The organism is Barnesiella sp. An55 (assembly GCF_002161555.1).
Lineage (GTDB): Bacteria > Bacteroidota > Bacteroidia > Bacteroidales > Barnesiellaceae > Barnesiella > Barnesiella merdipullorum.
Genome location: NZ_NFHZ01000002.1, coordinates 85265 through 110012, shown reverse-complemented (window position 1 = coordinate 110012; position 24748 = coordinate 85265). Strand labels below are relative to the sequence as shown.

The following is a 24748-nucleotide window of genomic DNA, read 5'->3' as shown; positions in this document are numbered from 1 at the left end:
TTTCTCTGTTTGTATCATCTGTGTAAATGTAGATTGTGTTATCTTTGTACCGTTTGTGGCAATGGCGCCACGATAGAGAATAGAATTATGGAGTTGCTTTACATTCATTGGAATCCCGACCCGGTGCTCTTTTCGGTAGCGGGTATCGCTATACGCTGGTACAGTATTTTCTGGCTTATTGCCATTTGGGTGGGTTGCCAGGTGGTTTATAAGTTGTATAAGTTGAAGGGACTTCCGTTGGATACGTTCCAGACCCTGTTCATATATAGTTTCCTGGGTATTTTCATCGGGGCGAGGTTGGGGCATTGCCTCTTTTACGAGCCGGAGTATTACCTGAGCCATCCGCTCGAAATAATCTTGCCTATTCACTCTTTGCCCGGCGGGGGCTGGCGCTTCACCGGCTATGCGGGACTGGCGAGCCACGGGGGCACGTTGGGACTGATTATTGCCCTGGCCCTCTTCTGTCGCAAGACCAAGATACATTATCTCGACATTCTCGATATGATGGGTGTGGCTGCGCCGGTGGCTGCAGGCTTTATCCGGTTGGCCAACCTGATGAACTCCGAAATCATAGGTATGCCCACCGATGTGCCCTGGGCTTTTGTTTTCGAGCGGGTGGATATGATGCCGCGTCACCCGGCACAGCTCTATGAGGCGTTGGCCTACTTCCTCTTCTTTGGGGTGATGGTGTGGGTTGTGTGGCTTCGTCGCGACCGTTGCGGCCGGGGCTTCTACTTCGGGCTCTGTATCACGCTCATCTTCCTCTTCCGCTTCTTCATCGAGTTCCTCAAGGAGCGCCAGGTCGATTTCGAGAACGCCATGCCTATCGACATGGGGCAGGTGTTGAGCATCCCGTTTGTGGTGCTGGGACTCTACTTCGTGATTACGAGGTGGAATCGCAAGGGTGAGAACTCTCCCTCTCGCCGCTGAATCGAGTAACGGGGAACTTCCTCTTTTGTCGTATTACATATATAAATATACAGGTGTTGCTCTCTGCGCCGATGGCCGGTAAGAGTGACGTGTCGTACATTGCCAAAAGGTTTACCGGGGCAGGAACAGGTCGTCGGGGTAGGTGATGTCGTGCAGGAACAGCGCCTTGCCGGGTACCGAGGTGCCGGCGGCGCAACGGTCTTTCTGTTCGATGATGCGGCAGAAACCCTCGACCGAGAGTTTGCCGCGCCCCACGTCGAGCAGGGTGCCCACGATGGCGCGCACCATGTTGCGCAGGAAACGGTCGGCCGTGATGGTGAATACCTGTTGCTCACCCTCGCGTTCCCAGCGGGCGAAGGTCACCCGGCAGTTGTTGGTCTTCACGTCGGTATGCAGCTTGCTGAAGCTGGTGAAATCGGTGTATCGGTACAGTTGCTCGGCCGCCTCGTTCATCCGGTCGAAATCGAGCGTGCCGCGGTAGCGGCAGGCGAAGGTTTCGAGGAAGGGCGACTTGTGGTCGATGAGGTAGTATTTGTAGGTGCGGCTGAGGGCATCGAACCGGCTGTGAGCCTCGGCGGTAACGGACCGTATGTCGTACACGGCAATGTCGGGGGGGAGTATGCGGTTGAGTCGGTCGGCCGTCTCGGCAGGATTGTCGAGCGGAGCCGGGGTGTCGAAGTGGGCCACCATGAGCCGGGCATTGACTCCGGCATCGGTGCGGCCGGCTCCGGTGACCGGCGTCTCGTGTCGCAGCAGGGTTGCCAACGCCTTTTCGAGTTCGGCCTGTACGGTGATGCCGTTGGGCTGAATTTGCCAACCGTGGTAGCGGGCTCCGTTGAACGAGAGGTAGATGAAATAGCGTGGCATAGCGGGTTTAAAAATAGAGATGGATTATCGGCCGGGTATCGAGGGTGGCGGCGCGAAGGGCATTTCCCCTTCTCCTGTTGCTCCTTCCTGGCCGATAATCCATCGGGTTGAGTTTAATCGTTTTCGAGATAAGTATATCCGTAGAGGCCCGAACGGTAGTTCGAGAGGAATTCCCGTCCCTCCTCGGGGGTGATGACTCCGGCTTTCATCGACGAAGTAACCCACGTCTCTACGCTGCGCACCAGTTTCTTGGGCGAGAACTGCACGTAGTCGAGTACCTCGGCCACGGTCTCGCCGTCGATTACCTGGTCTATTTCGTAGCGATCCTTATATACGCTCACATGCACGGCGTTGGTATCGCCGAAGAGGTTGTGCATGTCGCCCAGAATCTCCTGGTAGGCACCTACCAGGAATACACCGATGTAGTAGGGTTCCTTGTTGTTGAGGGCGTGTACGGCCAGGTGTGAGTTGGAGCCGTGGGGCGAGATGAAGTTGCTTATCTTGCCGTCGGAGTCGCAGGTGATATCCTGTATGGTGGCGGTGCGGTCGGGCCGTTCGTCGAGCCGGCTGATGGGCATGATGGGGAACAGCTGGTCGATCGACCACGAGTCGGGCAGCGATTGGAAGAGCGAGAAGTTGCAGAAGTATTTGTCGGGCAAGAGCTTCGAAATCTTGCGCAACTCTTCGGGGGCGTGCTTCATGTCCGATGCGATTTCGTTTACTTCGCGAGCTACCGACCAGAACAGTTGTTCGATTTGTGCCCGGGTGCGCAGGTCGAGCAGTCCCAACCCGAAGAGGTCGAGAGCCTCCTCGCGAATCTGCAGGGCGTCGTGCCACGACTCGAGCAGGCGGGGCTGGTTCATGTTGTCCCATATTTTGTAGAGTTCATCGACCAGTTCGTGCGGGTTTTCGCCCAACTCCTCCTTCTCGTCCCAGATGGGGAGCGAGGTGGTTTCGAGCACCTCGAATACCAGTACCGAGTGGTGTGCGGTGAGCGAGCGGCCCGACTCGGTGATGATGTTGGGTTGAGGCAGATCGTTCTTTACACAGGCATCGACCAGTGCCGATACCGAGTCGTTTACATACTCCTGTATCGAGTAGTTCATGCTGCTCTCGCTCGACGAGGAGCGGGTGCCGTCGTAATCGACACCCAGGCCGCCGCCTATATCGACAAACTCGACGTTGAATCCCATGTTCTGGAGTTGAACATAGAATTGCGAAGCTTCTTTCAGTGCATTCTTGATGCGACGTATTTTGGTAATCTGGCTGCCAATGTGGAAGTGAATGAGCTTGAGACAGTCGGACATCTTGGTTCTCTCCAGGAAATCGAGTGCGTCGAGCAGCTCGCTGGAGTTGAGACCGAACTTGCTGCCGTCGCCACCGCTCTCTTCCCACTTGCCGCTACCCGAGCTGGCCAGCTTGATGCGGATGCCGATGTTGGGGCGAATCTTCAGTCGTTTCGAAATGTCGGCAATGAGTTTCAGCTCGTTCATCTTCTCGACTACGAGGAAGATGCGGCGACCCATCTTCTGGGCCAAAAGAGCCAGCTCGATATAATTCTCGTCCTTATATCCGTTACAGATAATGAGCGAGTTCTCGTCGGTATTGATAGCCAGCACGGCGTGCAGCTCGGGTTTCGACCCGGCCTCGAGGCCGATGTTGAATTTCTTGCCGTGGCTCACGATCTCCTCGACCACCGGTCGCATCTGGTTTACCTTGATGGGGTAGATGATAAAGTTCTTGGCCGTGTAGCCATATTCGTCGGCTGCCTGTTGGAAACATTTTGAAATCTTCTCGATGCGGTTGTCGAGAATATCGGGGAAACGCAGCAAGACCGGCGAGGATACGTCGCGCACTTGCAGCTCGTCCATCAACTCCTTGAGATCGACCGATGCGCTCCCCTCGCGAGGAGTTACTGCCACGTGACCCTTTTCGTTGATTGAAAAATATTTCAGGCCCCAACCGTTGATGTTATACAATTCGGCGGAGTCTTCGATGCGCCATTTTCTCATTTTTTATAAACAGATTGAATGATGGGTATTATAAAAAATATACAGTGAGCAAAAGTACAGATAATAATTGAATAGAGAAAACAGAAAGGGGCGTAAAATGCAGAACTCGTCGGCCCGAAGTCTCTTTGATTGCATATCATTGTCTATTCTGAAAAAATATGCAAACCGTCGGAAGGGGTGACCCCGGGTTCCTGTTTATGTAAAATTAGTAAAAAAGTAGAGGCAGGGGCATGTTTTTTAAGTTTGCAGATAGAGCTAATCGGTAAAAATGCTTATCTTTGCGGTAGAATTTACTAACCTATAATTTATAATAAGATGGTAAGCTACAAAGAATTAGGATTGGTAAACACCAGAGAGATGTTTGCCAAGGCTATCAAAGGCGGATATGCTATCCCTGCTTTCAACTTCAACAACATGGAACAGTTGCAAGCAATTATCAAAGCAGCCGTAGAAACGAAATCGCCTGTGATTCTGCAAGTATCGAAAGGTGCTCGTAATTATGCCAACCAAACGTTACTTCGTTATATGGCACAAGGCGCAGTAGAATACGCCAAAGAGTTGGGTTGCGAACATCCTCAAATCGTGTTGCACCTCGACCACGGCGATTCGTTCGAATTGTGCAAATCGTGTATCGACACGGGTTTCTCTTCGGTGATGATCGACGGTTCTCACCTGCCTTATGAAGAGAACGTAGCCCTCACGAAAAAAGTAGTTGACTATGCTCATCAATTCGATGTAACCGTTGAAGGTGAGCTGGGCGTTCTCGCCGGTGTTGAGGATGAGGTTTCGGCCGAACACCACACCTATACCAACCCCGAAGAGGTTATCGACTTCGCACACCGCACCGGTTGCGACTCGCTGGCTATCTCGATTGGTACTTCGCACGGTGCCTACAAGTTCAAACCCGAGCAATGCCACGTAGATCCCGCTACGGGTCGTCTGGTTCCTCCTCCCTTGGCATTCGACGTATTGGATGCTGTTATGGAGAAACTCCCGGGCTTCCCCATCGTACTGCACGGTTCTTCTTCGGTTCCCCAAGAAGAGGTCGATACGATCAACAAATACGGTGGCAAACTCGAGGCTGCTATCGGTATCCCCGAAGAGGAGTTGCGTAAAGCTGCCAAATCGGCCGTTTGCAAAATCAACATCGACTCCGACAGCCGTCTGGCTATGACTGCTGCTATCCGCAAAGTATTTGCTACGAATCCTGCCGAGTTCGATCCTCGTAAATACCTGGGTCCGGCTCGTGACAACATGGAGAAACTCTACGTTCACAAAATCGAGAACGTATTGGGTAGCGCCGGCAAACTCTAATCGATAGCTCAACAGCTACATAAAGGCCGCCGATTTCCTTCACGGAAATCGGCGGCCTCTTTTTTTTGCAGTAGGGCAATTAATAATCAGTTGAGGGTTAATTTACGCCCGGTATCGATAAGTAGTCTATAGGCCCAGCGAATAATCACGAGCGAGCATACCAAGGCAACGAGGGTGTCGATCCAGATGATATGCCAAATCATGGCGCATATTAAGCCGAATATGGCCCCAATGCTTGTGAGGGCATCGGCCAGGATGTGCAGGTAGGCCGAGTGTCGGTTGTAATCGATGTGCCCGCTGTTTCTGTCGTGAAGAATAAAGGCACAGATGAGATTCACCAGCATGCCTATGACTGCTACAATCATCGCTTCGACATAGTGTATCTCTATCTGTGGTGAGAAAAATCGCTTGAAGGCCTCGATGATGATAAAAAGAGCAAAGACGAGTAGTAATATACCGCTTGTGTAAGCCGACAAGGCGAGAACTTTCTCACTGTCAATATTGCGAGCTGGTTTTTTTTCAAGGTGTCGTACCAGAATGTAGGCCCCCCAACTTAGCCCGATAGCTAAGACGTGTGAACCCATGTGTATGCCATCGGCCAGGAGTGCCATCGATTTGGATAGCAGTCCGAAAATAATTTCCAGAATCATGGTCGCGGCTGAGAAGAGTACGACAAATGCGGTTCTTCTTTCTCCCTTGTTTCGTTGTTCTTGAGTAATGCTGTTTCCTTGTGTCATAACATTGAGATTTTGGGAGCAAAGTTATGACTCTGGAGAGGTTGGGAGGTTATACAAATTATTTCAGTCTTGGTACATTTTATTCATTTTGTTGCGAAATTGGATAGGGGTTGAATCTGTGTGTTGTCTAAAGAATTTGGAAAAATAGGACAATTCGTTGAATCCCAGCAGGTAGGCAATTTCGGTTATATCTTTGTCGGAACGCACCAAAAGTCGCTTGGCTTCAAGTATTACCCGATCGTTAATTAGAGCCAATGCCGATTTGTTGCAGTGCTTTTGTGTGAGTATGTTGAGGTAGTTGGGGGTTACACCCAGTTGAGCGGCATAGTACCGTACTTGTCGCTGCACAGAAAATCGTTGCTCGATAAGGTCTTTATATTTGAGCAACAGAAGGGGAAAGGCATCGGGTTTTGCATGGGGTAGTGAAAGTCGTGCCCATTCCAAAAGCAGTGTGTTTAGCTCGGACTGGATAAGAAGGGTAGAGTTGGGAAGACTGCTCCTCGACTCGATTGCAATTTGCTCGAACAGCGTGGAAAGTCGTTTCTGTTCCTGTTCATTCAAATCGCTATATGTAGCAAGTGGCCTTTGAAATGAGAGTCTTTGCATGGTATTGAGGATAGGTAGGATAAAATTCTGGGTAAACTGTATGGCCGAATATTCTACCGATTTTGTACTGTGTAGAAAATGAATCTGTTCGGGTTTGATAAAAAACAGTCGATTGGGAATTATGGAGTAGTTTTCAAAATCGATGACATGTGTCCCTGAACCTTGGTGAATCCAGTAAATCGCATAGAAGGCATGTTTATGAGAGAAGGGCACTTCTATGTTTGAATGGTCGGTCGTGTGGCATTGAATCTTGAACTCGTCTCCTTTTTCACAAGAGTGTCCTATTTGCAAACTGTCGATACTCTCCATGGTCCCAAAATTTTCATAAAGGTAACAATAAGAAGCTCGAAAAGCCAAATTTATATAATTGTTTTTTAGGGAATAAGATTTTGATTTATCTCATTCGATGAGAATGGAAAAAATACTGGATGGATAAGCAGGGTTAAAGTTTTTGTGGATTTAAAAAAGAAAGTTCTGCCGGAATCTCGATATCATAAAAAAAGGGGACTGATAGTATAACGATTCACATCGTTGTTTTTTTCCGGCAGAACTGTGTAGATATTCAGTAAAAATTTTTCTCTAAAGCTCTTTCCCCTGTGGTGAAAGGGGATGTCGAGATTTTGAATCTGCGACAAAGGTAGTATTTCCAAATGACAAAACAAAATTATATTTCGGATTCTGTACGTGAAAAAGCCCTTTTTATCGTATGTTTCGGCCATATTGAGTACAAAACGGGCCGATTTGCCTTGCATCTATCTCGATAATTGTCATTCTCTTATCGCTTGGGCGAGGCTATGGTCATGTGTAGAATGGCCTTGTTTGGGTCGTTAACAAGCAAATACAAGTGTTGTGTTATTTTATATTTTGGGGCTGGCTACAGGCAGCTTGGCAAGCACCTCGGTAATCTTTTTCCCGGTCTCTTCGTAGAGCCAGAAGGCCCTTGGTGAGTGGATGAGTCGGGTAGGAATGGGCGTGTGCTTGTGTTTCTTGAATATCTCGCCGGTGACGCCGTAGGCCTCGGGCGAAGTGGCGGCAAAGACGGCTCCGACGGCGCCTTCCTGCGGGGTGCTGATGAAGGGCCGGAAGAAACGGTTGGCCAGCGGATCGACCCACGAGTGCATGGTGATCATGTCGGTATCGACTACACCGGGGTCGGCGGCATTGACCCAGATACCTCGGGGGAGCAATTCCTGAGCCAGCCGGGCCGTGTAGAGGGTGAGGGCAAGTTTCGACTTGCTGTATGCCTCGAACCGTTTGTAGTGATGTGGTGAGCCGGCAAAAAACGTCTCGTCGATTTTACCGATGTACCGGGTGAGCGAGGTGGTGGTGACGATGCGGCTGCCGGGATGCATGAGAGGCAGTAGCATGCGGGTGAGCAGCACGGTGCCTATGTAGTTGACTCCGATGGTCGATTCGAATCCGTCGGTCGTTTGGCTATAATACTGATTCATCACACCGGCATTGTTGACGAGGGTTTGTATGACGACCGAGTCTTGCGAGAGCCGTTCGGCAAAATGGATAATCGAGGCAAACGAGGCCAGGTCGAGGGGCAACAGGGTAATGTCTGTATTGCCGGTCTTCTCGATCAGTTGCTGTTGCACGGGTTGCGATTTGACCAGGTTGCGGCAGGCCATGATGACGGGTTGCCCTTGAGCGGCTATAGCTTCGGTAATGGCTTGGCCTATACTGCCATTGGCTCCGGTAATGATGTAGTATTCTTTATTCATCGAGCATGCGGTGTTTGACTATGAGACGAATCCGGGTGGGCATGATTGAGGCCAGCGGAATGAGCAGGCGGTTGAACACTCCCGGGATGAGTTGTTTCTTCCCTCGGAAGAGGGCATTTAGAGCTTTGTGTACAAGGCGTTCGGGGGTCATGAGAATACCCAGGCGAACACCCAGTTTCAGCAGATGAGGGGGCAGGCCATACAGCCCGGTGGCTACACCGCCGGGACACACGACAGTGGCATGCACGCCGTAGTCGCGCAGTTCGTAGGCCAGAGCCCGTGTGAATACCCTGATGTAGGCCTTGGTGGCCGTGTAGAGGGCGATGCCGGGATAGGGAGTCCAGCACGAGAGCGACGACATGTTGAGCAGATAGCCATGGTGCCGCTCGCACATATCGCTGGCAAAAAGGCGCGACAGGCGGGTCACGGTGCCTATGTGCAGCTCGAGCATGGTGTCTATCTTGGCTGGGTTGGTCCGCACCACTTCGCGGAAGGAGAAGATGCCGGCATTGTTGATGACGATATCGATGGTCAACCCCTTTTCCCGACAGTATCGATAGAGTTCGTCGGCTGCTTCGGGGCGGGCCAGATCCATGCACAGCGTATCTACCCGTACCCCGTAGCTCTCGACAATGCGGGCCGCCTCGCGGTCGAGGTCGTCGCGGTCGATGCTCACCATCACAAGTGACGCTCCCCGTGCTGCCAGTTGCCGGGAAAACTCGAGCCCGATACCCGAGCTGGCTCCCGTGACGAGGGCCGTGGACGAGGTTATGTTCTTTTTATTTCGGGTCATTGCGGTGTATCTTTTCTATCTCCTTGACGATACAGGGCGGCAGTTGTCCCTCGAGGTGTTTGTGGCAGGCCATCTCGATGGAGTACATGCGGGCTATGCAATAGTTGGTGTGGTCGCAGCCGCAGCGAGCTTCACCCTCGTTTTTCATGCGGTTGACGAAGTCGGGCTCGTTGATGAGGGCTCGTCCCATCTGCACGAACTCGAATCCGTGGTTGAGTACCTTGTCGATGGTAGGTCTTGATACCAGGCCACCCACATAGATGAGGGGCAGCTTGAGTGCTTCGCGGAACTTGAGTGCGTCGTCGAGGAAGTAGGCTTCGCGGAACGGAACGGTGGGAATCATGAAACGTCCGGCCAGTTTCACGCCATACTTGAGCCACCAGGTTTTCATGTAGTAGGTGAGCGAGGTGATGGGCATCTGTCCGCGCATGACATACATGGGGGCCTTGCTCACAAAACCGCCGCTCAGCACAAGGGCATGGGCGCCCAACTGTTCGAGTTCGCGGGCAATGAGTATGCCTTCGTCAATCTCTATGCCACCTTTGAACCCGTCGCGCATGTTGGTCTTGACGATAACGGCCATGTCGTTGCCGGCCGCTTTCATCACCTGCTCCATGCACATGCGCATGAAGCGCATGCGGTTGTCGAGCGAGCCGCCGTATTCGTCGCGGCGGTGGTTGGTATAGGGCGATAGGAACTGGCTGATGAGGTAGCCGTGCCCGGCATGAATCTCCACGGCATCGAAACCGGCGTCGCGAGCGTTGTTGACCGCTTCGCCAAAGGCTCGGGCCATGGCTTCGATTTCGTCTTTGTGCATGCCCCGCACGAGGGTGGGCGAGTAGAGGTTGAAGCCCGTCGAGGCCGATATGGGTATTTGACCGGCCGTGCTGCGGTGCGACATGTTGCCACAGTGGCCCAGCTGAATGGAGGCTTTGGCCCCCTCGGCGTGGATGGCGTCGGTGATGCGGCGCAGGGGTTTCACAATCTCGGGACGCATCCACAGCTGGTGCTTGAACGAGAGTCCGTTGCGGGTAACCGAGGCATAGGCGAGCGTGGTCATGCCTATCCCGCCGGTGGCTACGCTGCGGTGGTAGTCATAGAGCTTTTGAGTGGGGGCGTTGTGGTCGCACATACCCTCGAAGGCAGCCGACCTGATGGTGCGGTTGCGCAGGGTGACAGGGCCTATCGAGGCCGGTGTAAAGAGTATGGACTGCTTGGAGGACGGGTCGTTGTTCATGATTTCAATAGATGAAAGGAATTATTTTTTTACGTTTTTCTCGGGTAAATTCTTCGCCGAACTCCTGGGTGTATCGCTTGTAGAGTGAGGCCGAGCGAGGAGCCAGGTTGGCAAACGTCCACCAGGCAAAGACGGCTCCGGCCCACGACCAGGTGAGGATGGCAAATCCCACCCACTCGAGAAACTCGCCGAAGTAGTTGGCCGACGATACCCAGCGGAACATGCCGCCACGGGGTATGTAGTGGCGACGGTCGCCAGGCTTGCGCAGGTGGCGTATGATGGAGTCGGACTGGATATTGATGAACATCCCGGCTGCAAAGGCAATGACGCCGATGATGAATTGCGGCGAGACGAACCAGTGAGGGGTATAGTAGTCGAGCGGTGAAATGTAGAAAATCCAACCGCCCTGCATGAAGGCGTTGAGCAGGTTAAAGACGATGCCCATGCTCACGATACTGAGGGGCATGCGACTGTTCCCCTTGATGAGGAAGGGGAAGATGAACGAGCGCTGGAAATAGTGCAGCTGAAACAGTACCAGAAAGGCGATGCGTACCGGGTCGTAGCGATATTCGTCGGGAGCCAGACCCCACAACACGAGCATGGCGATGAATACGGGGGCCTCCATCACCACCCACCCGATGCGGTTGGAGAGAGAGACTCCCCATTTGCGGTCGAAGAGCATACCGTAGCCCGCACTCACAAAATGCAGGGCTATGAATACGATGAGAGCCGTGACGGCCATGACAATCAAAAAAATATTGAATGTGGCGGTTTCCATGGACTATTGAACAATAAGGTGAATATAATAGTTATCCATACGCAAAAATAAGGAAAATCGGGGAGATAGGTTCTTATTTAAATACTTTTCTTAAAGGATCTGTATTTTTACATAAAGAAACATTTCGACAGATGATGATAAGCCGGATGAATTGATTTTTTATCGAAAAAGGCAATGCAAAATATTTAAAAATAGATAATTGTCCTTGAAAAATCGGCAGAGCGTTTAATTTTGCACCGGCTGAATTTGTGAAAATGGATATGAAAAAGATGCGAAAAATAACATTTTGGATGGCCGTGTGTGGCCTTTTTACCGTAGGAAGTACCTATGCCCAGCGGGTAGAGTCGCTCGCCTTTGCCGATTTTGAACACTGGGTGACTCGTGAAATCAAGGAGTCGTCCCTGTTGGGAGGAAAGACCAAGACGGTCTATGCCATTGCCCCTACCCAGCACATCAAGGGAAACAAGGCCTACAAGAATATGGGCGGTTCGCCCTGGGCTTCGTCGAATGTGATGGCCAATGTGATGGGGGTGGTCAAGGCCAGCAATACGGTGCGCCCCGAAAAACGCGAAGGGGGTGGAACCTGTGCCTGCATGGAGACCGTAATCGAGGATTGCTGTGTGCTGGGCATGATGAACATGCATGTGTTGGTGAGCGGCAGTATCTTTCTGGGCAAGGTCAACGAACCTATTCGATCGACCAAAAATCCTTATAGCAAAATGGAGATGGGTGTCCCCTTTACCAAGCGTCCCACCCGGTTGATTTTCGACTATAAATACAAGGCATCGCCCGATAACTTCCGCACTCAATCGACCGGCTTCAGCTCCCGCAAGCAATTGCCCGGGCGCGACAACGGCGAGGTTTATATCCTGTTGCAGCACCGTTGGGAAGATGCCGACGGCAATGTGTATGCCCACCGCGTAGGTACCGGTCGGGAGCGTTACGGCAAGAGTACTTCGGGCTGGGTGAACGGCCACAGCATACCCATTCATTATGGCGACATAACCGACAAGCCGTTCTATAAATCGTATATGGGGCTCATTCCCAAGGAGAGTTCCTACTACTGCCGCAACAGCAAGGGCAAGATGGTTCCCGTGATCGAGGTGGGCTGGGGCAAGCCCGACGAGCCGGTGACTCATATGCTCGTGATGGCTTCGGCCACTTGTGGCACTGCCTATGTAGGTGGCTTGGGCAGCACCCTGTGGATCGACAATATCGCTCTGGGGTATTAGTGAGCGTTTAGGACAAATGAGATATCGGGGCCTGGATCGACGATTCGGGTCCTTTCTGTATGGAGCCGATTAGTTCTGTTTGAAGATATAGACGATAACCCCCGTCTGGTTTGACGAGCGGTTGCTGCGCTCGAATCGCGAGCGACGGGCGGCAGCTTCGGCCGAGGCCCGCAGCTTGGGATTGGAGAAGGCGGTGCCTTCACTGCCTTTGACCGTGGCAATGGCGTTGATGACCTGTCCCTGAGGATTGACGGTAATCGAGATGGCTATGGTGCCGGCATCGTTGCTGTTGTCGTATTGAGGTTGGGGCAGCGAGCCAACCAGCCCGCGGCCGCCCAGGTTGTAGCCGCCATAGCCTCCCACACCGATGAGTTCGCCGGTCGATGAGTTGCCAAAGGGGTTGCCCTGTGTGCCGCTTCCTTTGTCGCTGTTGCCACGGCTGCCGTCGTTCGATACTCCTTTGCCGAATGCACCCTTTACCAGGTTGTCTATGCGGTTGTCTTTCTTGTTTTCTTGGGCGGCTTTCTCTTTGTTCTCTTTTTCTTTCTTCTCGATTTGGACGCTCTCTTCGTCGTTCTGGGTAATGAGTTCGTCGTCGTTCTCGCGCATCGGTTCGGTTTGCGCCTGCTCGGGTTGTGTATTGTTCGACTCGAACATGCCCGAGGCCTCATCGACCAGTCCTACTTGCACCAGTACACCGCTGCCTCCACCCACAGGCTCGTTGCCCAGGATGGTAAACCACAACACGAGCAGTACAACGAGGTGCACGGCTACGGTAGCGGCTATAGCTTGTATCTTGTCTCTTTTTTGCGGTTCCATGGTGAGGAGGTCGTTTGTTTCTTCCTTTCGAGAATATTGGTTATGGATTGCGCACCGGTTTGGTGGCCAATACCATCTTCAGGTGGTTGTCGTTGGCGATGTTGAGCACCTTGACAATCTCGCGGTAGGGTACCGTTTCGTCGGCATAGAGAGCGACGAAACGTTCTTCGTCGAGCTGGGGCGTTTCGGCAAGGCGTTGTACGAGCTCGTCGTAGGTGACGAGTTGGGGAGCCTCGTTGCCAAAGGCGATGTAGTAGTTCATGTTCTCGTCGATGGTCACCCGGGTGAGGGGCTTGGCTGCCGCCTGTTGGTTGCTTTGGGGCAGGTTTACCTTGATGGAGTTGGGAAAGACAATCGTCGAGGTGATCATGAAGAAGATGAGCAACAGAAAGATGACATCGGTCATCGATGCCATGCTGAATGTGGCCTCTATTTTATGTCTCCGTTTCAGTGCCATAGTTTCACTCTCCCTATGGTTATTCGGCCGGCTCGTTGAGCAAGTCCATAAATTCCATCGTCTTAGACTCGAGTTGGTTCATCACGCCATCGACGCGCGACACGAGGTAGTTGTAGGCAAAGAGGGCGATGATACCCACGATGAGACCGGCTACGGTCGTGACCAGGGCTTCGTAGATACCGCCCGAGAGGGTAGAGATGTCGGCATTGTTGCCGGCCGAAGCCATGTTGTAGAAGGCTCTCACCATACCGGTTACGGTGCCGAGAAACCCGATCATGGGGGCTCCGGCGGCGGTAGTGGCGAGCCAGGGGAATCCCTTTTCGAGTTTGGCAATCTCGATGTTGCCCACGTTTTCGATGGCTACCAGCACGTCGTTCATGGGGCGACCCAATCGCGAAATACCCTTAGCGATGAGCCGCGAGTAGGGGGTATTGGTTTTTTTGCAGAGCTTCAGGGCGCTGTCGATGTTACCCTCGTGTATGTAGTCTTTGATGCGTTCCATGAAGGTGTTGTCCTCGCGGGCGGCACGTCGGATGACTTGCAGCCGCTCAACAAAGATATAGATAGAGAGCAAGGAGAGGAGCAGCAGGGGTATCATGATGATTCCTCCCTTGCAGGCAAGGTCCCAAAGATTCAGATCGTTGGCGGTCTCGACCGGGGTGAGCACGGGTGGTGCGGCGACCGTGTCGGTAGTTTGCAGGAGCAACGTAAGCAGGTTCATGATATAGAGTTTAATAGTTTTTTTTATTTAAGGCACTCTTTGTATTGTCTGATGGTCTCTCTCAGTCCCAGGTAGAGGGCATCGCAGATGAGGCTGTGTCCTATGGATACCTCGCTCAGGAAGGGGATGCTTTCGTGGAGGAACCGCAGATTCTCGAGGTTGAGGTCGTGGCCGGCGTTTACACCCAGGCCCAGGCTGCGGGCATGCTCGGCCGCTTTGACAAAAGGAGCGACGGCAGCTTCGCGGTCTTGTGCATAGCCTACGGCATAGGGCTCGGTGTAGAGCTCGATGCGGTCGGTGCCGGTCTTGGCGGCATATTCGATCATCTCGAGATCGGTCTCGACAAAGATCGAGGTGCGTATGTTGGCCGCCTTGCATCGGTCGATGATTTTGGAGAGGAAGTCGAAGTTGGTCTTGGTATCCCAGCCGGCATTCGAGGTGATTACGTCGTGGGCGTCGGGCACCAGGGTCACCTGGGTGGGCTTCACCTTGAGCACCATGTCGAGAAACTTCTCCGAGGGGTATCCCTCGATGTTGAACTCGGTGCTTACGGCCGGTCTCAATTCATAGACATCGGCATAACGGATGTGCCGCTCGTCGGGACGCGGGTGCACGGTGATGCCTTCGGCACCAAAGGCTTCGCAGTCGAGCGTGACTTTCAATACATTCGGGACATTTCCTCCCCGGGCATTGCGCAGGGTGGCTATCTTGTTGACATTAACACTTAACTTGGTCATTTCCTTTTTTTACCCTAAATCGTTTTTTCGGGTTGACTTGCTGCCGGCGTTGTTCATTCTCTTCGACGAAAAGAAACGGGCAGCGGTATCATCCGAAAAAAATAGCTATCTTTGTCTATTCTTTCGTGCAAAAATAATACGAATTATAGAAATATGCGCAATAAATGAAAGCAAAAGATATGATATTGCCCGAAATACCTGTCCTGACGGCCGGAATACCGGTGGACCGGGCCCGTGCGACGATAGAGCGCTCGGGGTGGTCGAGCCTGCCGGTGGTCGATGCGGGTGAGTATGTGGGGATTCTTCATAAAAAAGAGCTGGCCGACGAGAGCGGCGAGGAGTGTGTGGCTCGTGACAACCTGCGTCACCCGGCCGTGCGCGAGGAGACGCATCTGCTCGACGTGGTGAACCAGTTTGCCCAATATACCGACGATGTGCTCCCCGTGGTCGATAGCCGTCGCCACTACATGGGGGCTATTCCCATTCATGCGGTGATGGTGGCTGTGGCCCGGTTGTGCCAGACCTCGTCGTCGGGGGCCATTATCGAGTTGGAGATTCCCCGGGCCGACTACTCGGCAACCGAACTTACCCGCCTGGTAGAGGATAACGATTGCCGGGTGATGAATCTGATGATACGCCCCGACGAGGAGTCGGGCATGTGGCGCGCCTGTCTGCGCATCGATCGCGAGGATGCCACACCGGTGCTCCGCTCGCTCGAGCGGTTTGACTATCGGGTGCTCAGCTGCTACCAGTTGCACGGTGTGATGGACGACCGTATCGAACAGCGTATCAAGGAGTTGATGTATTATTTGGAAATGTAAGGGGGGAACGTGTTATGAAAATCTTGTTGTTCGGACATAATTACCAGGGGGCCCGGTTGGCGCAAGTGCACCAGGTGTTGCAGGTCTTGTCGCGCATGAAGGCGTCGCTGGCTGCACACCGCCAGTTTTATGAACTCCTTGCCCGGGAGCTCCCCGATGTGTGCCGGGATATCGAGCCTATCGATTGCTGTCGCAATTACCAGGCCGATATGGCATTGAGTATTGGTGGCGACGGCACCTTTTTGCGTGCGGCCGAGATGATAGGCGACCGGGGCATCCCGGTGCTGGGTGTGAATATCGGGCGGTTGGGATTCCTGGCCGATGTCCCGGCCGAGGAGACCGAGTCGGTCATGACCGAGATTCTTGCCGGCCGCTACAAACTCGAGGAGCGCTCGCTGTTGCAGGTCGAACTCGATAATCTGCCTCGGGACTTCTGGCCCTATGCTCTCAACGAGGTGGCGGTGCTCAAGCAAGATACCTCGTCGATGATTTCGATTCACACCACGGTGGGCGAGAGTTACCTCAATACCTACCAGGCCGATGGCCTTATTGTGGCAACCCCTACCGGTTCGACGGCCTACTCGATGAGTGTGGGAGGCCCCATTCTCATGCCGCAGGCGGCCAACTGGGTCATCTCGCCGGTAGCCCCTCACAGCCTCACGGTACGCCCGCTGGTGGTGAACGACAATACCGATATTACCCTGCGGGTGGATAGCCGCAACCACAGTTATCTGTTGAGTCTCGACGGCCGCTCGATTATGCTCGATACCGACGAACGGGTGGTTTTGCGCAAGGCTCCTTTCTCCATCCGGGTAGTGAAACGGTTGGGCCACAGTTTTGCAGAGACGCTGCGGGCCAAACTGATGTGGGGGATGGATAAGCGCGAGTGATGTCTCCCGCATGTGTTGAATGAAGAGAAAAAGCGAACTCCCCGAGCTGCCGGCTATATGTCCGGCAGCTCGGGGAGTTCGGGTATTTAGGAAGCTATTATATCACAAGCAGAGATTGGGTGGGCAGGGCTATGAAGGTAGCGAAGAAAAGGGCAACCAGCGAGAGCAGCCACAATACCAGCAGAGTGATGTTGAGGGCCAACGGCTGCGCTTTCCAGTGAAAGATCGATCCCAGTACGGCTCGCAGAATGACGTAGAGAGGAATACCGAAGGTGAGCAGCAGTGAGACGGTGAACAATACCAGCTCCCAGTTGCCGTTGAGTACCTCGATGTTCCCGGGGAAAATCGAGATGAATGGTGTGGTGATGACTGTTGTGCCCAGGAAGATGAAGGCCAGCAGGCTGATGATGCAGGTGACCAGTGCCCCGATAATCGAGATGGCGATGAGGGCTCCTATGCAAATGAAGAAGAACTTGAATACCCCGCGGAATATCTCGCCCAGGGTGTGCCCAAATGAGTTCATGGAGCTGTTGGTGCGGTTGTTGTCGTGCTCTTCTTCGACAGCTCGGCGTATGTTGTCGATGGTGGGCGTCTCGCCCCGCATCTCGATTTTCTGGGCCGTGGTGCGGGCCTCGGGGATACATATCCACAGCAGCAGGTAAATCCATATCGATGAGGCCCACAGGGGCAGCAGCAAGACGAGGAAGACGCGGATGAAGACTACATCGATACCCAAATAGTAGCCTATGCCCGAGGCTACACCACCCAGTATGCGATTGTCGGGGTCGCGGTAGAGGCGACGGCGTCGTGGGGTGGTAGTGGTTGTCTCGTTGGCGGCGCTTTCGTTGCGGGGAGCTTCGGCTTGAGTCTCGGCAGAGTCTGTGGTCTCGTGGTCCGCTTCGTGCGGAGTCTCGTCGATAGTCTCGCCTTCGAGCGGATTTTCGATTTCATCGGGGCGCCCCATGATAGAGATAACCTCGGTTACCTCTTGCCGGGTGATTACCTGCATGCCATAGCCCAGCCGCTCTTTGAACAGTTCGGCAATGCGGCTCTCGATATCGTTCAAGATCTCTTGTCCGCCCTCTTCGTGAGCAAAATGGTCGTTGAGCGATTGCAAATAAGCTGCGAGCAGATCGTAGGCGTCGTCGTCGATGTTGAATATGTTTTTGTCGAGGTTGACGGTGACAGTTTTTTTCATAGGTCGTGTGTATTGATTTTTTTATTGTTCTTTGATGTGTGCGATTACCTGGTTCAGTTCGTCCCAAGCGGTATCGAGTTCGTTGAGGAAGAGTTCGCCCTCGGCCGTGAGCTCGTAGTATTTGCGGGGAGGCCCCTGGGTCGATTCTTCCCATACATAGGTGAGCAGCCCCGAGTTCTTGAGCCGGGTAAGCAGCGGGTAGAGGGTGCCTTCTACCACGATGAGTTTCGAGGCTTTGAGCGATTGGATGATATCGGGTACATAGGCCCTCTGCTTCTTCAGGATGAGCAGCGTGCAGTACTCCAAAATCCCTTTTCGCATTTGCGATTTTACATTGTCGGTGTTCATGTTCAGTACCTTTTACGACACAAATATAGGTATTATATGGTAACTTGTATTACATAGTACTTATAAATAACAAATTTTAAGATATGAAAGGAGGGATGTTTCCCATGAAGAGGAGGATGAAACGGTTTGATTCCACCCCGAATTACACTATCTTCGCAGACGGAAAAGAAGAGCAGACTTATGGCCAGGTATGAGTATGACGACAAAGAGTTCGGTATCGTGCAGGTGCGTCCCGACAGTCGAGCTCGCCGGCTGATATTCCGGGTGAAGGAGGGGATGATGCACATCACCTGTCCCGAGGAATATACACTCGGTCGGGTGCAGGCGGTCGTGGACGAGAACCGGGAGCGGTTGCGGCGTCTGATGGCTCGGAGTGAAGCCATGCGGCAGACCCGGCAGTTGTCGGTGGGTGACCATATAGCCTGCTATGGCGGCGATATTGTGCTGCTCCCCGGGATGGTGCCAGGGCGGTTTCTGTTTCGTTATGAGGGCAATACCTTGCAGGTGTTCTGTCCGCCTGGAGCCGATTTGAATGAGTCTCGGGTGTGTCGGTCACTCTCGCAGGGTGTGTGTCGCCTGGTTTATCGTCGGGCTCAGGAGCTGTTGCCGCGCCGGGTAGCCGAGGTGGCCCGCATGGTGGGGGCATCGCCGCGCGAGGTGACCGTGGGGCGCGGGCGTCGCAAGCTGGGACACTGCACCCGCAGCCGGGCGATACAGTTGTCGTTTCATCTGATGTTCTTGCCCGAGAAGCTCATCGACTATGTGATTTGTCACGAACTGGCCCATTTGCAGCAAATGAATCATGGCCCGCAGTTCCACGAGTTGTGCAACCGATATTGCGGTGGAGAGGAGCTTTCGTTGCGTAAACAGCTGCGGGCGTTCCCCTTTTTGTTTTGATAAATAAAGCTGTATAATGCAAAAAATATTTAAATTATAGGTGCGAAATATTCTATTTCGAGCCCGCTTGGGCCGGTAGAGTTGTGTATTATATAATATTGTACTATCTTTGCGGCGATAGGAATGGAAGAGGGGGCAATGATGTCCCCTCGTTTTTTTCACTACAACAACCGTTATGATAGACAAAAAAGAGTTAGAAGCATTGGTCGAAGAGGGGTTGGCAGGAACCGACTGTTTCTTGGTCGATGTAGAGGTAAAGCCCGATAATGTACTGGTAGTAGAAATCGACAATGAAGAGGGGGTGGACATAGATCGCTGTGTGGCTCTGCACCGTTTTCTGGAGTCGAAACTCGACCGTGACGTCGAGGATTATGAACTCGAGGTCGGTTCGGCCGGAATTACCTCGCCCTTCAAAGTGTTGGCACAGTACAAGAAAAATATCGGCAACGAGGTCGAAGTGTTGACCAAAGACGGTCGCAAGTTGTCGGGCGTGCTGAAGAGTGCCGACCCCGACCGGTTTGTCGTGACGGTGACCAAGAAGGTGAAGAGCGAAACCAGCAAACGCAAAGTGGAGGTGGAAGAGGACTGTACCTTGGGATACGATGAAATAAAATATACAAAATATCTAATCAGATTTAAATAATATGGCAAAAAAAGAGGAACCCGTAAGCATGGTCGATACCTTTGCTGAGTTCAAAGAGTTGAAGAACATCGAGATAACCACGATGATCAGTGTGCTGGAAGAATCTTTCCGGAATGTGTTGGCAAAGATGTTCGGGACCGATGAAAATTTCGATATAATCGTGAACCCTACCAAGGGCGATTTTGAAATATGGCGTAACCGCGAGATTGTAGAGGATGGTGCCGTGACCGACAGCAACCTGCAAGTATCGCTCTCGGAGGCCCGCAAGACCGACCCCGACTTTGAGGTAGGCGAGGAGATGACCGACGAGGTTCACTTCGAGAAGTTCGGCCGTCGTGCCATTTTGAACCTGCGCCAGACGCTGGCTTCGAAGATTCTCGATTTGCAGAAAGATGCCATTTACAATAAGTACAAAGATAAAATAGGCGAACTGGTAAGCGCCGAGGTTTATCAGATTTGGAAAAAGGAGATGTTGCTCATCGACGACGACAACAACGAGTTGCTGTTGCCCAAGACCGAGCAGATTCCGTCGGACTTCTACCGCAAGGGCGAGACCGTGCGGGCTGTGGTGCTCGATGTCGATAACAAGAACAACAACCCCAAGATTATCGTGTCGCGCACGTCGAACGATTTCCTGCGTCGCCTCTTCGAACTCGAGGTGCCCGAGATTCACGACGGGCTCATCCTCATCCGGGCCATTGCCCGTATCCCCGGCGAACGCGCCAAAATCGCCGTCGAGTCGTATGACGACCGCATCGACCCCGTAGGAGCCTGCGTGGGTGTGAAGGGTTCGCGCATCCATGGCATCGTGCGCGAGTTGCGCAACGAGAATATCGACGTGATCAACTACACCTCCAACCCCTCGCTGTTCATACAGCGTGCCTTGAGCCCCGCCAAAATCTCGTCCATCCGTTTGAACGAGGAGGAGAAGAAGGCCGAGGTATTCCTCAAACCCGAAGAGGTTTCACTGGCAATCGGTAAGGGTGGTTTGAATATCAAGCTGGCCTGTATGCTCACCGGCTATAACATCGATGTATATCGCGACATCGACGAGGAAGAAGAGGAGGATATCTATCTCGACGAGTTCAGAGACGAAATCGACGACTGGGTTATCGAGGCCTTGAAGGGTATCGGTTGCGCTACGGCCAAGAGCGTGCTGGCTTTGCCGCGCGAGACCTTGATCGAGAAAGCCGATCTCGAAGAGAGCACCGTTGACGAGGTCCTCTCTATTCTCAAAGCGGAGTTTGAAGAATAATCCGCTTGGAGGGCTGCCTGGCGCGAGCCCTTGTGCCTTCGGGAAAGGCACCTTTTCATTCTTCCATTATATATAAACTAAAACTGAGTATGTCGATAAGGTTAAATAAAGTAGCAAGAGATTTGAATGTGGGAATCCAGACGGCTGTCGAGTTCCTGCAAAAGAAAGGTTTCACGGTAGAGGCTAACCCCAATGCCAAGATAACCGACGAACAGTATGCGCTGCTCGTGAAGGAGTTCAGTAAGGATAAGAATCTGAAACTCGAGTCGGAAAGTATCAGCCTTGAGCGGCATAAAGAGAAGATCAAGGCTGCTGCCGAGGCCGAGGAGAAGAAAGAGGCTGCCGCCAAGGAAGAATCGAAAGAGTTGAAAACGATTATACCCGAGCCTCAGCGTCCCAAAGTGGTAGGACATCTCGACCTCGACGCCCTTAATCGGCCCAAATCGGCCGACCACGGCAAGCATCAGGAAACTCCCGTCGAGAAAAAAGAGGAGCCCAAACCCGTGGAGAAACCGGTCGAGGAGAAGAAAGAGGTTGCTCCCAAGCCTGTGGAGGTAAAACCCCAGGCCGAGGCTCCCGCTCAACCTGTCCGGCCAGCTGCTCCTGCCGAGCCGCAGAAACCGGCTCCTGCTCCGGCTGCCGAAGCTCAGGCTCCTGCCGAGCCTGCGAAAAAGCAGGAATCTCCCGCTGCTCCCGCCCAAGAATCGCATGGTGACGAAAAGCACGACGACGAAGTGTTTACTCTGGGTCGTCCCTCCTTCACCTCGAATATCAATGTGGTGGGCCGTATCGACCTCGACGCACTCAATCAGCAGACTCGCCCCAAGAAAAAGAGCAAGGAGGAGAAGCGCAAGGAGCGTGAGAACAAGGAGAAACAGCGCCAGGAGGCTCACAAGTCAACCACGGGCAATGGCGAAGATGCCAATACTCAGGGCGGTGAGCGTCGTAAACGCCAGCGCATCAACAAAGAGAAAGTCGATATCTCCAAGAGCATTTCGTCGATGGGCGGCAATCAGCCGGCTCGTGGCGGAAACGGCAAGAACAACGGAGGTAACAATAATAAGCCCAACAAGCAGAAACAACGTCCCATCAAGGCCGAGGTAAGCGAAGAGGACGTACAGAAACAGATCAAGGAGACTCTGGCTCGCCTCACTACCAAGGGTCAGAAGAAATCGGCCAAGTGGCGTAAAGAGAAACGGGAAGCCTATACCAACCGCGAGCGCGAACTCGCCGAGATGGAAGAGGCCGAGAGCAAGGTGTTGAAATTGACCGAGTTTGTAACGGCCAACGACCTGGCTTCGATGATGAATGTCCCCGTAAACGAGGTAATCGCTACCTGCATGAGCATCGGCATCATGGTGTCGATCAACCAGCGGCTCGATGCCGAGACCATCAATATTGTGGCCGAAGAGTTCGGCTTCAAGACCGAGTATGTAAGTGCCGAGGTTGTCGAGGCCATTCACGAGGAGGAAGACAAGGAGGAAGACTTGCAGTCGCGTCCGCCGGTAGTCACCGTGATGGGTCACGTGGACCACGGTAAAACTTCGTTGCTCGACTACATTCGCAACTCCAACGTGATTGCCGGTGAGGCCGGTGGTATCACCCAGCACATCGGTGCCTACAACGTGAAGCTCGACGACGGCCGTCGTATCACCTTCCTCGATACGCCGGGTCACGAGGCCTTTACCGCCATGCGTGCCCGTGGTGCCCAGATGACCGATATCGCCATCATCATCGTGGCCGCCGACGACAACGTGATGCCCCAGACGGTCGAGGCTATCAACCATGCTTCGGCAGCGGGTGTGCCCATCGTCTTTGCCATCAACAAAATCGATAAACCCAATGCCAACCCCGACAAGATTAAGGAAGAGTTGGCCAACATGAACTACCTGGTCGAGGACTGGGGCGGCAAGTATCAGTCGCAAGAGATCTCGGCCAAGAAGGGTACCGGTGTACATGAACTCATGGAGAAGGTGCTGCTTGAGGCCGAGTTGCTCGACCTGAAGGCCAACCCCAACCGCAAGGCCGTAGGTTCGATTATCGAATCGACCCTCGACAAAGGTCGCGGTTATGTGGCCACCGTACTGGTACAGAACGGAACCCTGCACAAGGGCGATGTGGTGCTGGCCGGTACCAACCACGGCAAGGTAAAGGCCATGTTCAACGAGCGTAACGTGCGCATCGATTCGGCCGGCCCGTCGGCTCCGGTGCAGATACTCGGTTTGAACGGTGCTCCCCAGGCCGGTGATACCTTCCATGTGATGGACACCGAGCAAGAGGCCCGCGAGATTGCCAACAAGCGCGAGCAGCTGCAGCGTGAGTTGGGCTTGCGCACCCACAAGCTGCTCACTCTCGACGACATAGGCCGTCGTATCGCCGTGGGCAACTTCCAGGAGTTGAACCTGGTAGTCAAGGGCGATGTGGATGGTTCGGTCGAGGCTTTGAGTGACTCGCTCATCAAACTCTCCACTCCCGAGATTCAAATCAACGTGCTGCACAAGGCCGTGGGTCAGATATCCGAGTCGGATGTTACGCTGGCTGCCGCCTCCAACGCCGTCATCATCGGCTTCCAGGTGCGTCCTTCGGTAGCCGCCCGTCGGTTGGCCGAGAAAGAGGGTGTGGACATTCGTCTCTACTCGATTATCTACGATGCCATCGAAGAGGTGAAGTCGGCCATGGAGGGTATGTTGTCGCCCGAAATCAAGGAAGAGATTCAAGGTACGGCCGAGGTTCTGGAGACCTACCACATTACCAAGGTGGGCACGGTTGCCGGCTGTATCGTGAAAGAGGGCAAGATCAAACGTTCGAGCAAGGTTCGTCTTATCCGCGACGGTATCGTTATCTTCAGCGGCGATTTGGGTTCGTTGAAGCGTTTCAAAGACGATGTCAAAGAGGTGACCACCGGTTTCGAGTGTGGTTTGAACATAGCCAACTACAACGATGTGAAAGTGGGCGACCTGGTGGAAGCCTACGAAGAGGTGGAAGTAAAGAAAACCCTGTAAGCCCCGAGGGCTTTGAATATCATAGCAAGGCTGCCCCGTGTTGCGGGGTGGCCTTTGTTTATCGTATTTAACGGATAATAAGACCCAAAACACGGCTATTCAAAATAAAAGAAGTAATTTTGCACCACTAAATAAACCCGTGTCGAAACGACGATGAACTATATCGATTTTATCATAGTGCTGATTGTGCTCGTGGGCGCCTTGTATGGACTCATCAGGGGGATATTCCGCCAGTTGGGTTCGTTGGGCGGTTTGGTCATGGGCATACTGGTGGCACGGCTGTTTGGACGTCCGTTCGGCTCGTTGTTGCAGCAGATGTTCGACATGCCCACAGGGGTAAGTCGCATCGTTGCCTATTCGTTGCTCTTCCTGGTGGTCTATCTGGTATGTTTGCAGTTGATGAAGCTGGTACACCACATCTCCCATCAGGTGGCACTGGGGTGGCTCGACCGTTTGGGCGGAGCTCTGTTCGGGGCCTTCAAATACCTGGTTATTTTGAGTATAGTATTAAATATTGTCCATATCATCAATAGCAAGATTCATCTGCTCCCGACGCACGACGCGATGGCGTCGCATTGTTATCAATACACGTTGCGTGTGGCACCGGCACTTTTTGCAATTGCCCAGGAGCAGTTGGCTGCCGGGAACAAACCCGACTCTCGGTTGTTTATCCCTTTGGTGTATGGCGACCCCTATCTCTGTTGTGAAAATTGTAAAGCCGATTGAA

At 53.0% G+C, this 24748-nt stretch carries 24 protein-coding genes; 10 read left to right on the top strand and 14 right to left on the bottom strand.

The genetic code is table 11. The features are described 5' to 3' along the window. Positions 1 to 87: 87 nt before the first annotated feature. On the top strand, positions 88 to 930 hold the full coding sequence (lgt, locus tag B5G10_RS01710) for a prolipoprotein diacylglyceryl transferase (protein ID WP_087423047.1): 843 nt from the start codon (positions 88 to 90) through the stop codon (positions 928 to 930). A 111-nt stretch (positions 931 to 1041) separates the two neighbouring features. Here lgt and truA read toward each other — a convergent pair whose 3' ends face one another. Both truA and speA read right to left on the bottom strand, forming a co-directional pair. Further along, the gene (gene truA, locus B5G10_RS01705) at positions 1042 to 1797 is read right to left on the bottom strand and encodes a tRNA pseudouridine(38-40) synthase TruA (RefSeq protein ID WP_087423046.1); all 756 of its coding nucleotides are present in this window, start codon (positions 1795 to 1797) and stop codon (positions 1042 to 1044) included. 113 nt (positions 1798 to 1910) lie between these two features. Beyond that, positions 1911 to 3809, bottom strand: coding sequence for a biosynthetic arginine decarboxylase (gene speA, locus B5G10_RS01700; RefSeq protein ID WP_087423045.1), 1899 nt, complete (start codon positions 3807 to 3809; stop codon positions 1911 to 1913). A gap of 315 nt (positions 3810 to 4124) precedes the next feature. Between speA and B5G10_RS01695 the strand changes: the two genes are divergently transcribed. Beyond that, entirely contained in the window at positions 4125 to 5123 is a 999-nt protein-coding gene (locus B5G10_RS01695) for a class II fructose-bisphosphate aldolase (RefSeq protein WP_087423044.1), read from the top strand. Between the two features lie 86 nt (positions 5124 to 5209). Here B5G10_RS01695 and B5G10_RS01690 read toward each other — a convergent pair whose 3' ends face one another. From B5G10_RS01690 to B5G10_RS01660, 6 genes are all read right to left on the bottom strand, one after another. Then, entirely contained in the window at positions 5210 to 5860 is a 651-nt protein-coding gene (locus tag B5G10_RS01690; protein WP_087423043.1) for a cation diffusion facilitator family transporter, read from the bottom strand. A 63-nt stretch (positions 5861 to 5923) separates the two neighbouring features. Continuing rightward, positions 5924 to 6775 carry a helix-turn-helix domain-containing protein gene (locus B5G10_RS01685; protein ID WP_087423042.1) on the bottom strand — a complete coding sequence of 284 codons (852 nt, stop codon included), beginning with the start codon at positions 6773 to 6775 and terminating at the stop codon, positions 5924 to 5926. Between the two features lie 548 nt (positions 6776 to 7323). Next, positions 7324 to 8193: an SDR family NAD(P)-dependent oxidoreductase gene (locus B5G10_RS01675; RefSeq protein WP_087423040.1), complete on the bottom strand. Its 870-nt coding sequence runs from the start codon at positions 8191 to 8193 to the stop codon at positions 7324 to 7326. After that, positions 8186 to 8986, bottom strand: a complete 801-nt coding sequence (locus B5G10_RS01670; RefSeq protein WP_087423039.1) for an SDR family NAD(P)-dependent oxidoreductase — start codon at positions 8984 to 8986, stop codon at positions 8186 to 8188. The genes B5G10_RS01675 and B5G10_RS01670 overlap by 8 nt, the downstream gene beginning before the upstream one ends. Then, positions 8973 to 10223 carry an NADH:flavin oxidoreductase gene (locus B5G10_RS01665; protein WP_087423038.1) on the bottom strand — a complete coding sequence of 417 codons (1251 nt, stop codon included), beginning with the start codon at positions 10221 to 10223 and terminating at the stop codon, positions 8973 to 8975. The genes B5G10_RS01670 and B5G10_RS01665 overlap by 14 nt, the downstream gene beginning before the upstream one ends. A 4-nt stretch (positions 10224 to 10227) precedes the next feature. Then, positions 10228 to 11001: a DUF1295 domain-containing protein gene (locus B5G10_RS01660; protein ID WP_087423037.1), complete on the bottom strand. Its 774-nt coding sequence runs from the start codon at positions 10999 to 11001 to the stop codon at positions 10228 to 10230. 260 nt (positions 11002 to 11261) lie between these two features. On the opposite strand from B5G10_RS01660, the gene B5G10_RS01655 reads away from it, so the two are divergent. Beyond that, a complete protein-coding gene (locus tag B5G10_RS01655; protein WP_241147699.1) occupies positions 11262 to 12233 on the top strand; it encodes a PCMD domain-containing protein in 972 nt (323 codons plus the stop codon). A 69-nt stretch (positions 12234 to 12302) separates the two neighbouring features. Here B5G10_RS01655 and B5G10_RS01650 read toward each other — a convergent pair whose 3' ends face one another. The 4 genes from B5G10_RS01650 to B5G10_RS01635 are packed head-to-tail and all read right to left on the bottom strand — an operon-like array spanning position 12303 to position 14967. Continuing rightward, positions 12303 to 13052 carry a hypothetical protein gene (locus B5G10_RS01650; RefSeq protein WP_087423035.1) on the bottom strand — a complete coding sequence of 250 codons (750 nt, stop codon included), beginning with the start codon at positions 13050 to 13052 and terminating at the stop codon, positions 12303 to 12305. A gap of 40 nt (positions 13053 to 13092) precedes the next feature. After that, positions 13093 to 13509 (bottom strand): biopolymer transporter ExbD, encoded by a 417-nt coding sequence (locus tag B5G10_RS01645; RefSeq protein WP_087423034.1) that lies wholly within the window; start codon positions 13507 to 13509, stop codon positions 13093 to 13095. 19 nt (positions 13510 to 13528) lie between these two features. Next, positions 13529 to 14230 carry a MotA/TolQ/ExbB proton channel family protein gene (locus tag B5G10_RS01640; RefSeq protein WP_087423033.1) on the bottom strand — a complete coding sequence of 234 codons (702 nt, stop codon included), beginning with the start codon at positions 14228 to 14230 and terminating at the stop codon, positions 13529 to 13531. A 23-nt stretch (positions 14231 to 14253) separates the two neighbouring features. Further along, positions 14254 to 14967 (bottom strand): pyridoxine 5'-phosphate synthase, encoded by a 714-nt coding sequence (locus B5G10_RS01635; protein ID WP_087423032.1) that lies wholly within the window; start codon positions 14965 to 14967, stop codon positions 14254 to 14256. Between the two features lie 164 nt (positions 14968 to 15131). Here B5G10_RS01635 and B5G10_RS01630 point away from each other — a divergent pair, with 164 nt between their 5' ends. Next, positions 15132 to 15788, top strand: a complete 657-nt coding sequence (locus B5G10_RS01630) for a CBS domain-containing protein (RefSeq protein ID WP_087423031.1) — start codon at positions 15132 to 15134, stop codon at positions 15786 to 15788. Between the two features lie 14 nt (positions 15789 to 15802). Next, positions 15803 to 16678, top strand: a complete 876-nt coding sequence (locus tag B5G10_RS01625) for an NAD kinase (protein ID WP_087423030.1) — start codon at positions 15803 to 15805, stop codon at positions 16676 to 16678. A gap of 97 nt (positions 16679 to 16775) precedes the next feature. On the opposite strand, the gene B5G10_RS01620 is transcribed toward B5G10_RS01625, so the two are convergent. Together B5G10_RS01620 and B5G10_RS01615 are read right to left on the bottom strand one after the other, a co-directional pair. Beyond that, a complete protein-coding gene (locus B5G10_RS01620; RefSeq protein WP_087423029.1) occupies positions 16776 to 17876 on the bottom strand; it encodes a PspC domain-containing protein in 1101 nt (366 codons plus the stop codon). 21 nt (positions 17877 to 17897) lie between these two features. Further along, positions 17898 to 18224 (bottom strand): PadR family transcriptional regulator, encoded by a 327-nt coding sequence (locus B5G10_RS01615; protein ID WP_087423028.1) that lies wholly within the window; start codon positions 18222 to 18224, stop codon positions 17898 to 17900. Positions 18225 to 18404: 180 nt separating this feature from the next. Here B5G10_RS01615 and B5G10_RS01610 point away from each other — a divergent pair, with 180 nt between their 5' ends. From B5G10_RS01610 to B5G10_RS01590, 5 genes are all read left to right on the top strand, one after another. After that, positions 18405 to 19121 carry a M48 family metallopeptidase gene (locus tag B5G10_RS01610; RefSeq protein WP_087423027.1) on the top strand — a complete coding sequence of 239 codons (717 nt, stop codon included), beginning with the start codon at positions 18405 to 18407 and terminating at the stop codon, positions 19119 to 19121. A gap of 175 nt (positions 19122 to 19296) precedes the next feature. Then, positions 19297 to 19764, top strand: coding sequence for a ribosome assembly cofactor RimP (gene rimP, locus B5G10_RS01605; RefSeq protein WP_087423026.1), 468 nt, complete (start codon positions 19297 to 19299; stop codon positions 19762 to 19764). Between the two features lies 1 nt (position 19765). Next, a complete protein-coding gene (gene nusA / locus B5G10_RS01600; protein ID WP_087423025.1) occupies positions 19766 to 21019 on the top strand; it encodes a transcription termination factor NusA in 1254 nt (417 codons plus the stop codon). 89 nt (positions 21020 to 21108) lie between these two features. Then, positions 21109 to 24021: a translation initiation factor IF-2 gene (infB, locus tag B5G10_RS01595; protein ID WP_087423024.1), complete on the top strand. Its 2913-nt coding sequence runs from the start codon at positions 21109 to 21111 to the stop codon at positions 24019 to 24021. A gap of 153 nt (positions 24022 to 24174) precedes the next feature. Next, positions 24175 to 24747 carry a CvpA family protein gene (locus tag B5G10_RS01590; protein WP_087423023.1) on the top strand — a complete coding sequence of 191 codons (573 nt, stop codon included), beginning with the start codon at positions 24175 to 24177 and terminating at the stop codon, positions 24745 to 24747. Position 24748 lies beyond the last annotated feature (1 nt).

Coding starts and splice junctions, on each gene's coding strand:
- B5G10_RS01670 (WP_087423039.1), bottom strand. CDS start 8,986: ATGACCCGAAATAAAAAGAACATAACCTCGTCCACGGCCCTCGTCACG.
- B5G10_RS01655 (WP_241147699.1), top strand. CDS start 11,262: ATGAAAAAGATGCGAAAAATAACATTTTGGATGGCCGTGTGTGGCCTT.
- B5G10_RS01645 (WP_087423034.1), bottom strand. CDS start 13,509: ATGGCACTGAAACGGAGACATAAAATAGAGGCCACATTCAGCATGGCA.
- B5G10_RS01625 (WP_087423030.1), top strand. CDS start 15,803: ATGAAAATCTTGTTGTTCGGACATAATTACCAGGGGGCCCGGTTGGCG.
- speA (WP_087423045.1), bottom strand. CDS start 3,809: ATGAGAAAATGGCGCATCGAAGACTCCGCCGAATTGTATAACATCAAC.
- B5G10_RS01660 (WP_087423037.1), bottom strand. CDS start 11,001: ATGGAAACCGCCACATTCAATATTTTTTTGATTGTCATGGCCGTCACG.
- B5G10_RS01610 (WP_087423027.1), top strand. CDS start 18,405: ATGGCCAGGTATGAGTATGACGACAAAGAGTTCGGTATCGTGCAGGTG.
- B5G10_RS01665 (WP_087423038.1), bottom strand. CDS start 10,223: ATGAACAACGACCCGTCCTCCAAGCAGTCCATACTCTTTACACCGGCC.
- B5G10_RS01650 (WP_087423035.1), bottom strand. CDS start 13,052: ATGGAACCGCAAAAAAGAGACAAGATACAAGCTATAGCCGCTACCGTA.
- B5G10_RS01635 (WP_087423032.1), bottom strand. CDS start 14,967: ATGACCAAGTTAAGTGTTAATGTCAACAAGATAGCCACCCTGCGCAAT.
- B5G10_RS01590 (WP_087423023.1), top strand. CDS start 24,175: ATGAACTATATCGATTTTATCATAGTGCTGATTGTGCTCGTGGGCGCC.
- B5G10_RS01695 (WP_087423044.1), top strand. CDS start 4,125: ATGGTAAGCTACAAAGAATTAGGATTGGTAAACACCAGAGAGATGTTT.
- B5G10_RS01690 (WP_087423043.1), bottom strand. CDS start 5,860: ATGACACAAGGAAACAGCATTACTCAAGAACAACGAAACAAGGGAGAA.
- B5G10_RS01620 (WP_087423029.1), bottom strand. CDS start 17,876: ATGAAAAAAACTGTCACCGTCAACCTCGACAAAAACATATTCAACATC.
- B5G10_RS01630 (WP_087423031.1), top strand. CDS start 15,132: ATGAAAGCAAAAGATATGATATTGCCCGAAATACCTGTCCTGACGGCC.
- truA (WP_087423046.1), bottom strand. CDS start 1,797: ATGCCACGCTATTTCATCTACCTCTCGTTCAACGGAGCCCGCTACCAC.
- B5G10_RS01675 (WP_087423040.1), bottom strand. CDS start 8,193: ATGAATAAAGAATACTACATCATTACCGGAGCCAATGGCAGTATAGGC.
- lgt (WP_087423047.1), top strand. CDS start 88: ATGGAGTTGCTTTACATTCATTGGAATCCCGACCCGGTGCTCTTTTCG.
- B5G10_RS01615 (WP_087423028.1), bottom strand. CDS start 18,224: ATGAACACCGACAATGTAAAATCGCAAATGCGAAAAGGGATTTTGGAG.
- B5G10_RS01640 (WP_087423033.1), bottom strand. CDS start 14,230: ATGAACCTGCTTACGTTGCTCCTGCAAACTACCGACACGGTCGCCGCA.
- rimP (WP_087423026.1), top strand. CDS start 19,297: ATGATAGACAAAAAAGAGTTAGAAGCATTGGTCGAAGAGGGGTTGGCA.
- B5G10_RS01685 (WP_087423042.1), bottom strand. CDS start 6,775: ATGGAGAGTATCGACAGTTTGCAAATAGGACACTCTTGTGAAAAAGGA.
- nusA (WP_087423025.1), top strand. CDS start 19,766: ATGGCAAAAAAAGAGGAACCCGTAAGCATGGTCGATACCTTTGCTGAG.
- infB (WP_087423024.1), top strand. CDS start 21,109: ATGTCGATAAGGTTAAATAAAGTAGCAAGAGATTTGAATGTGGGAATC.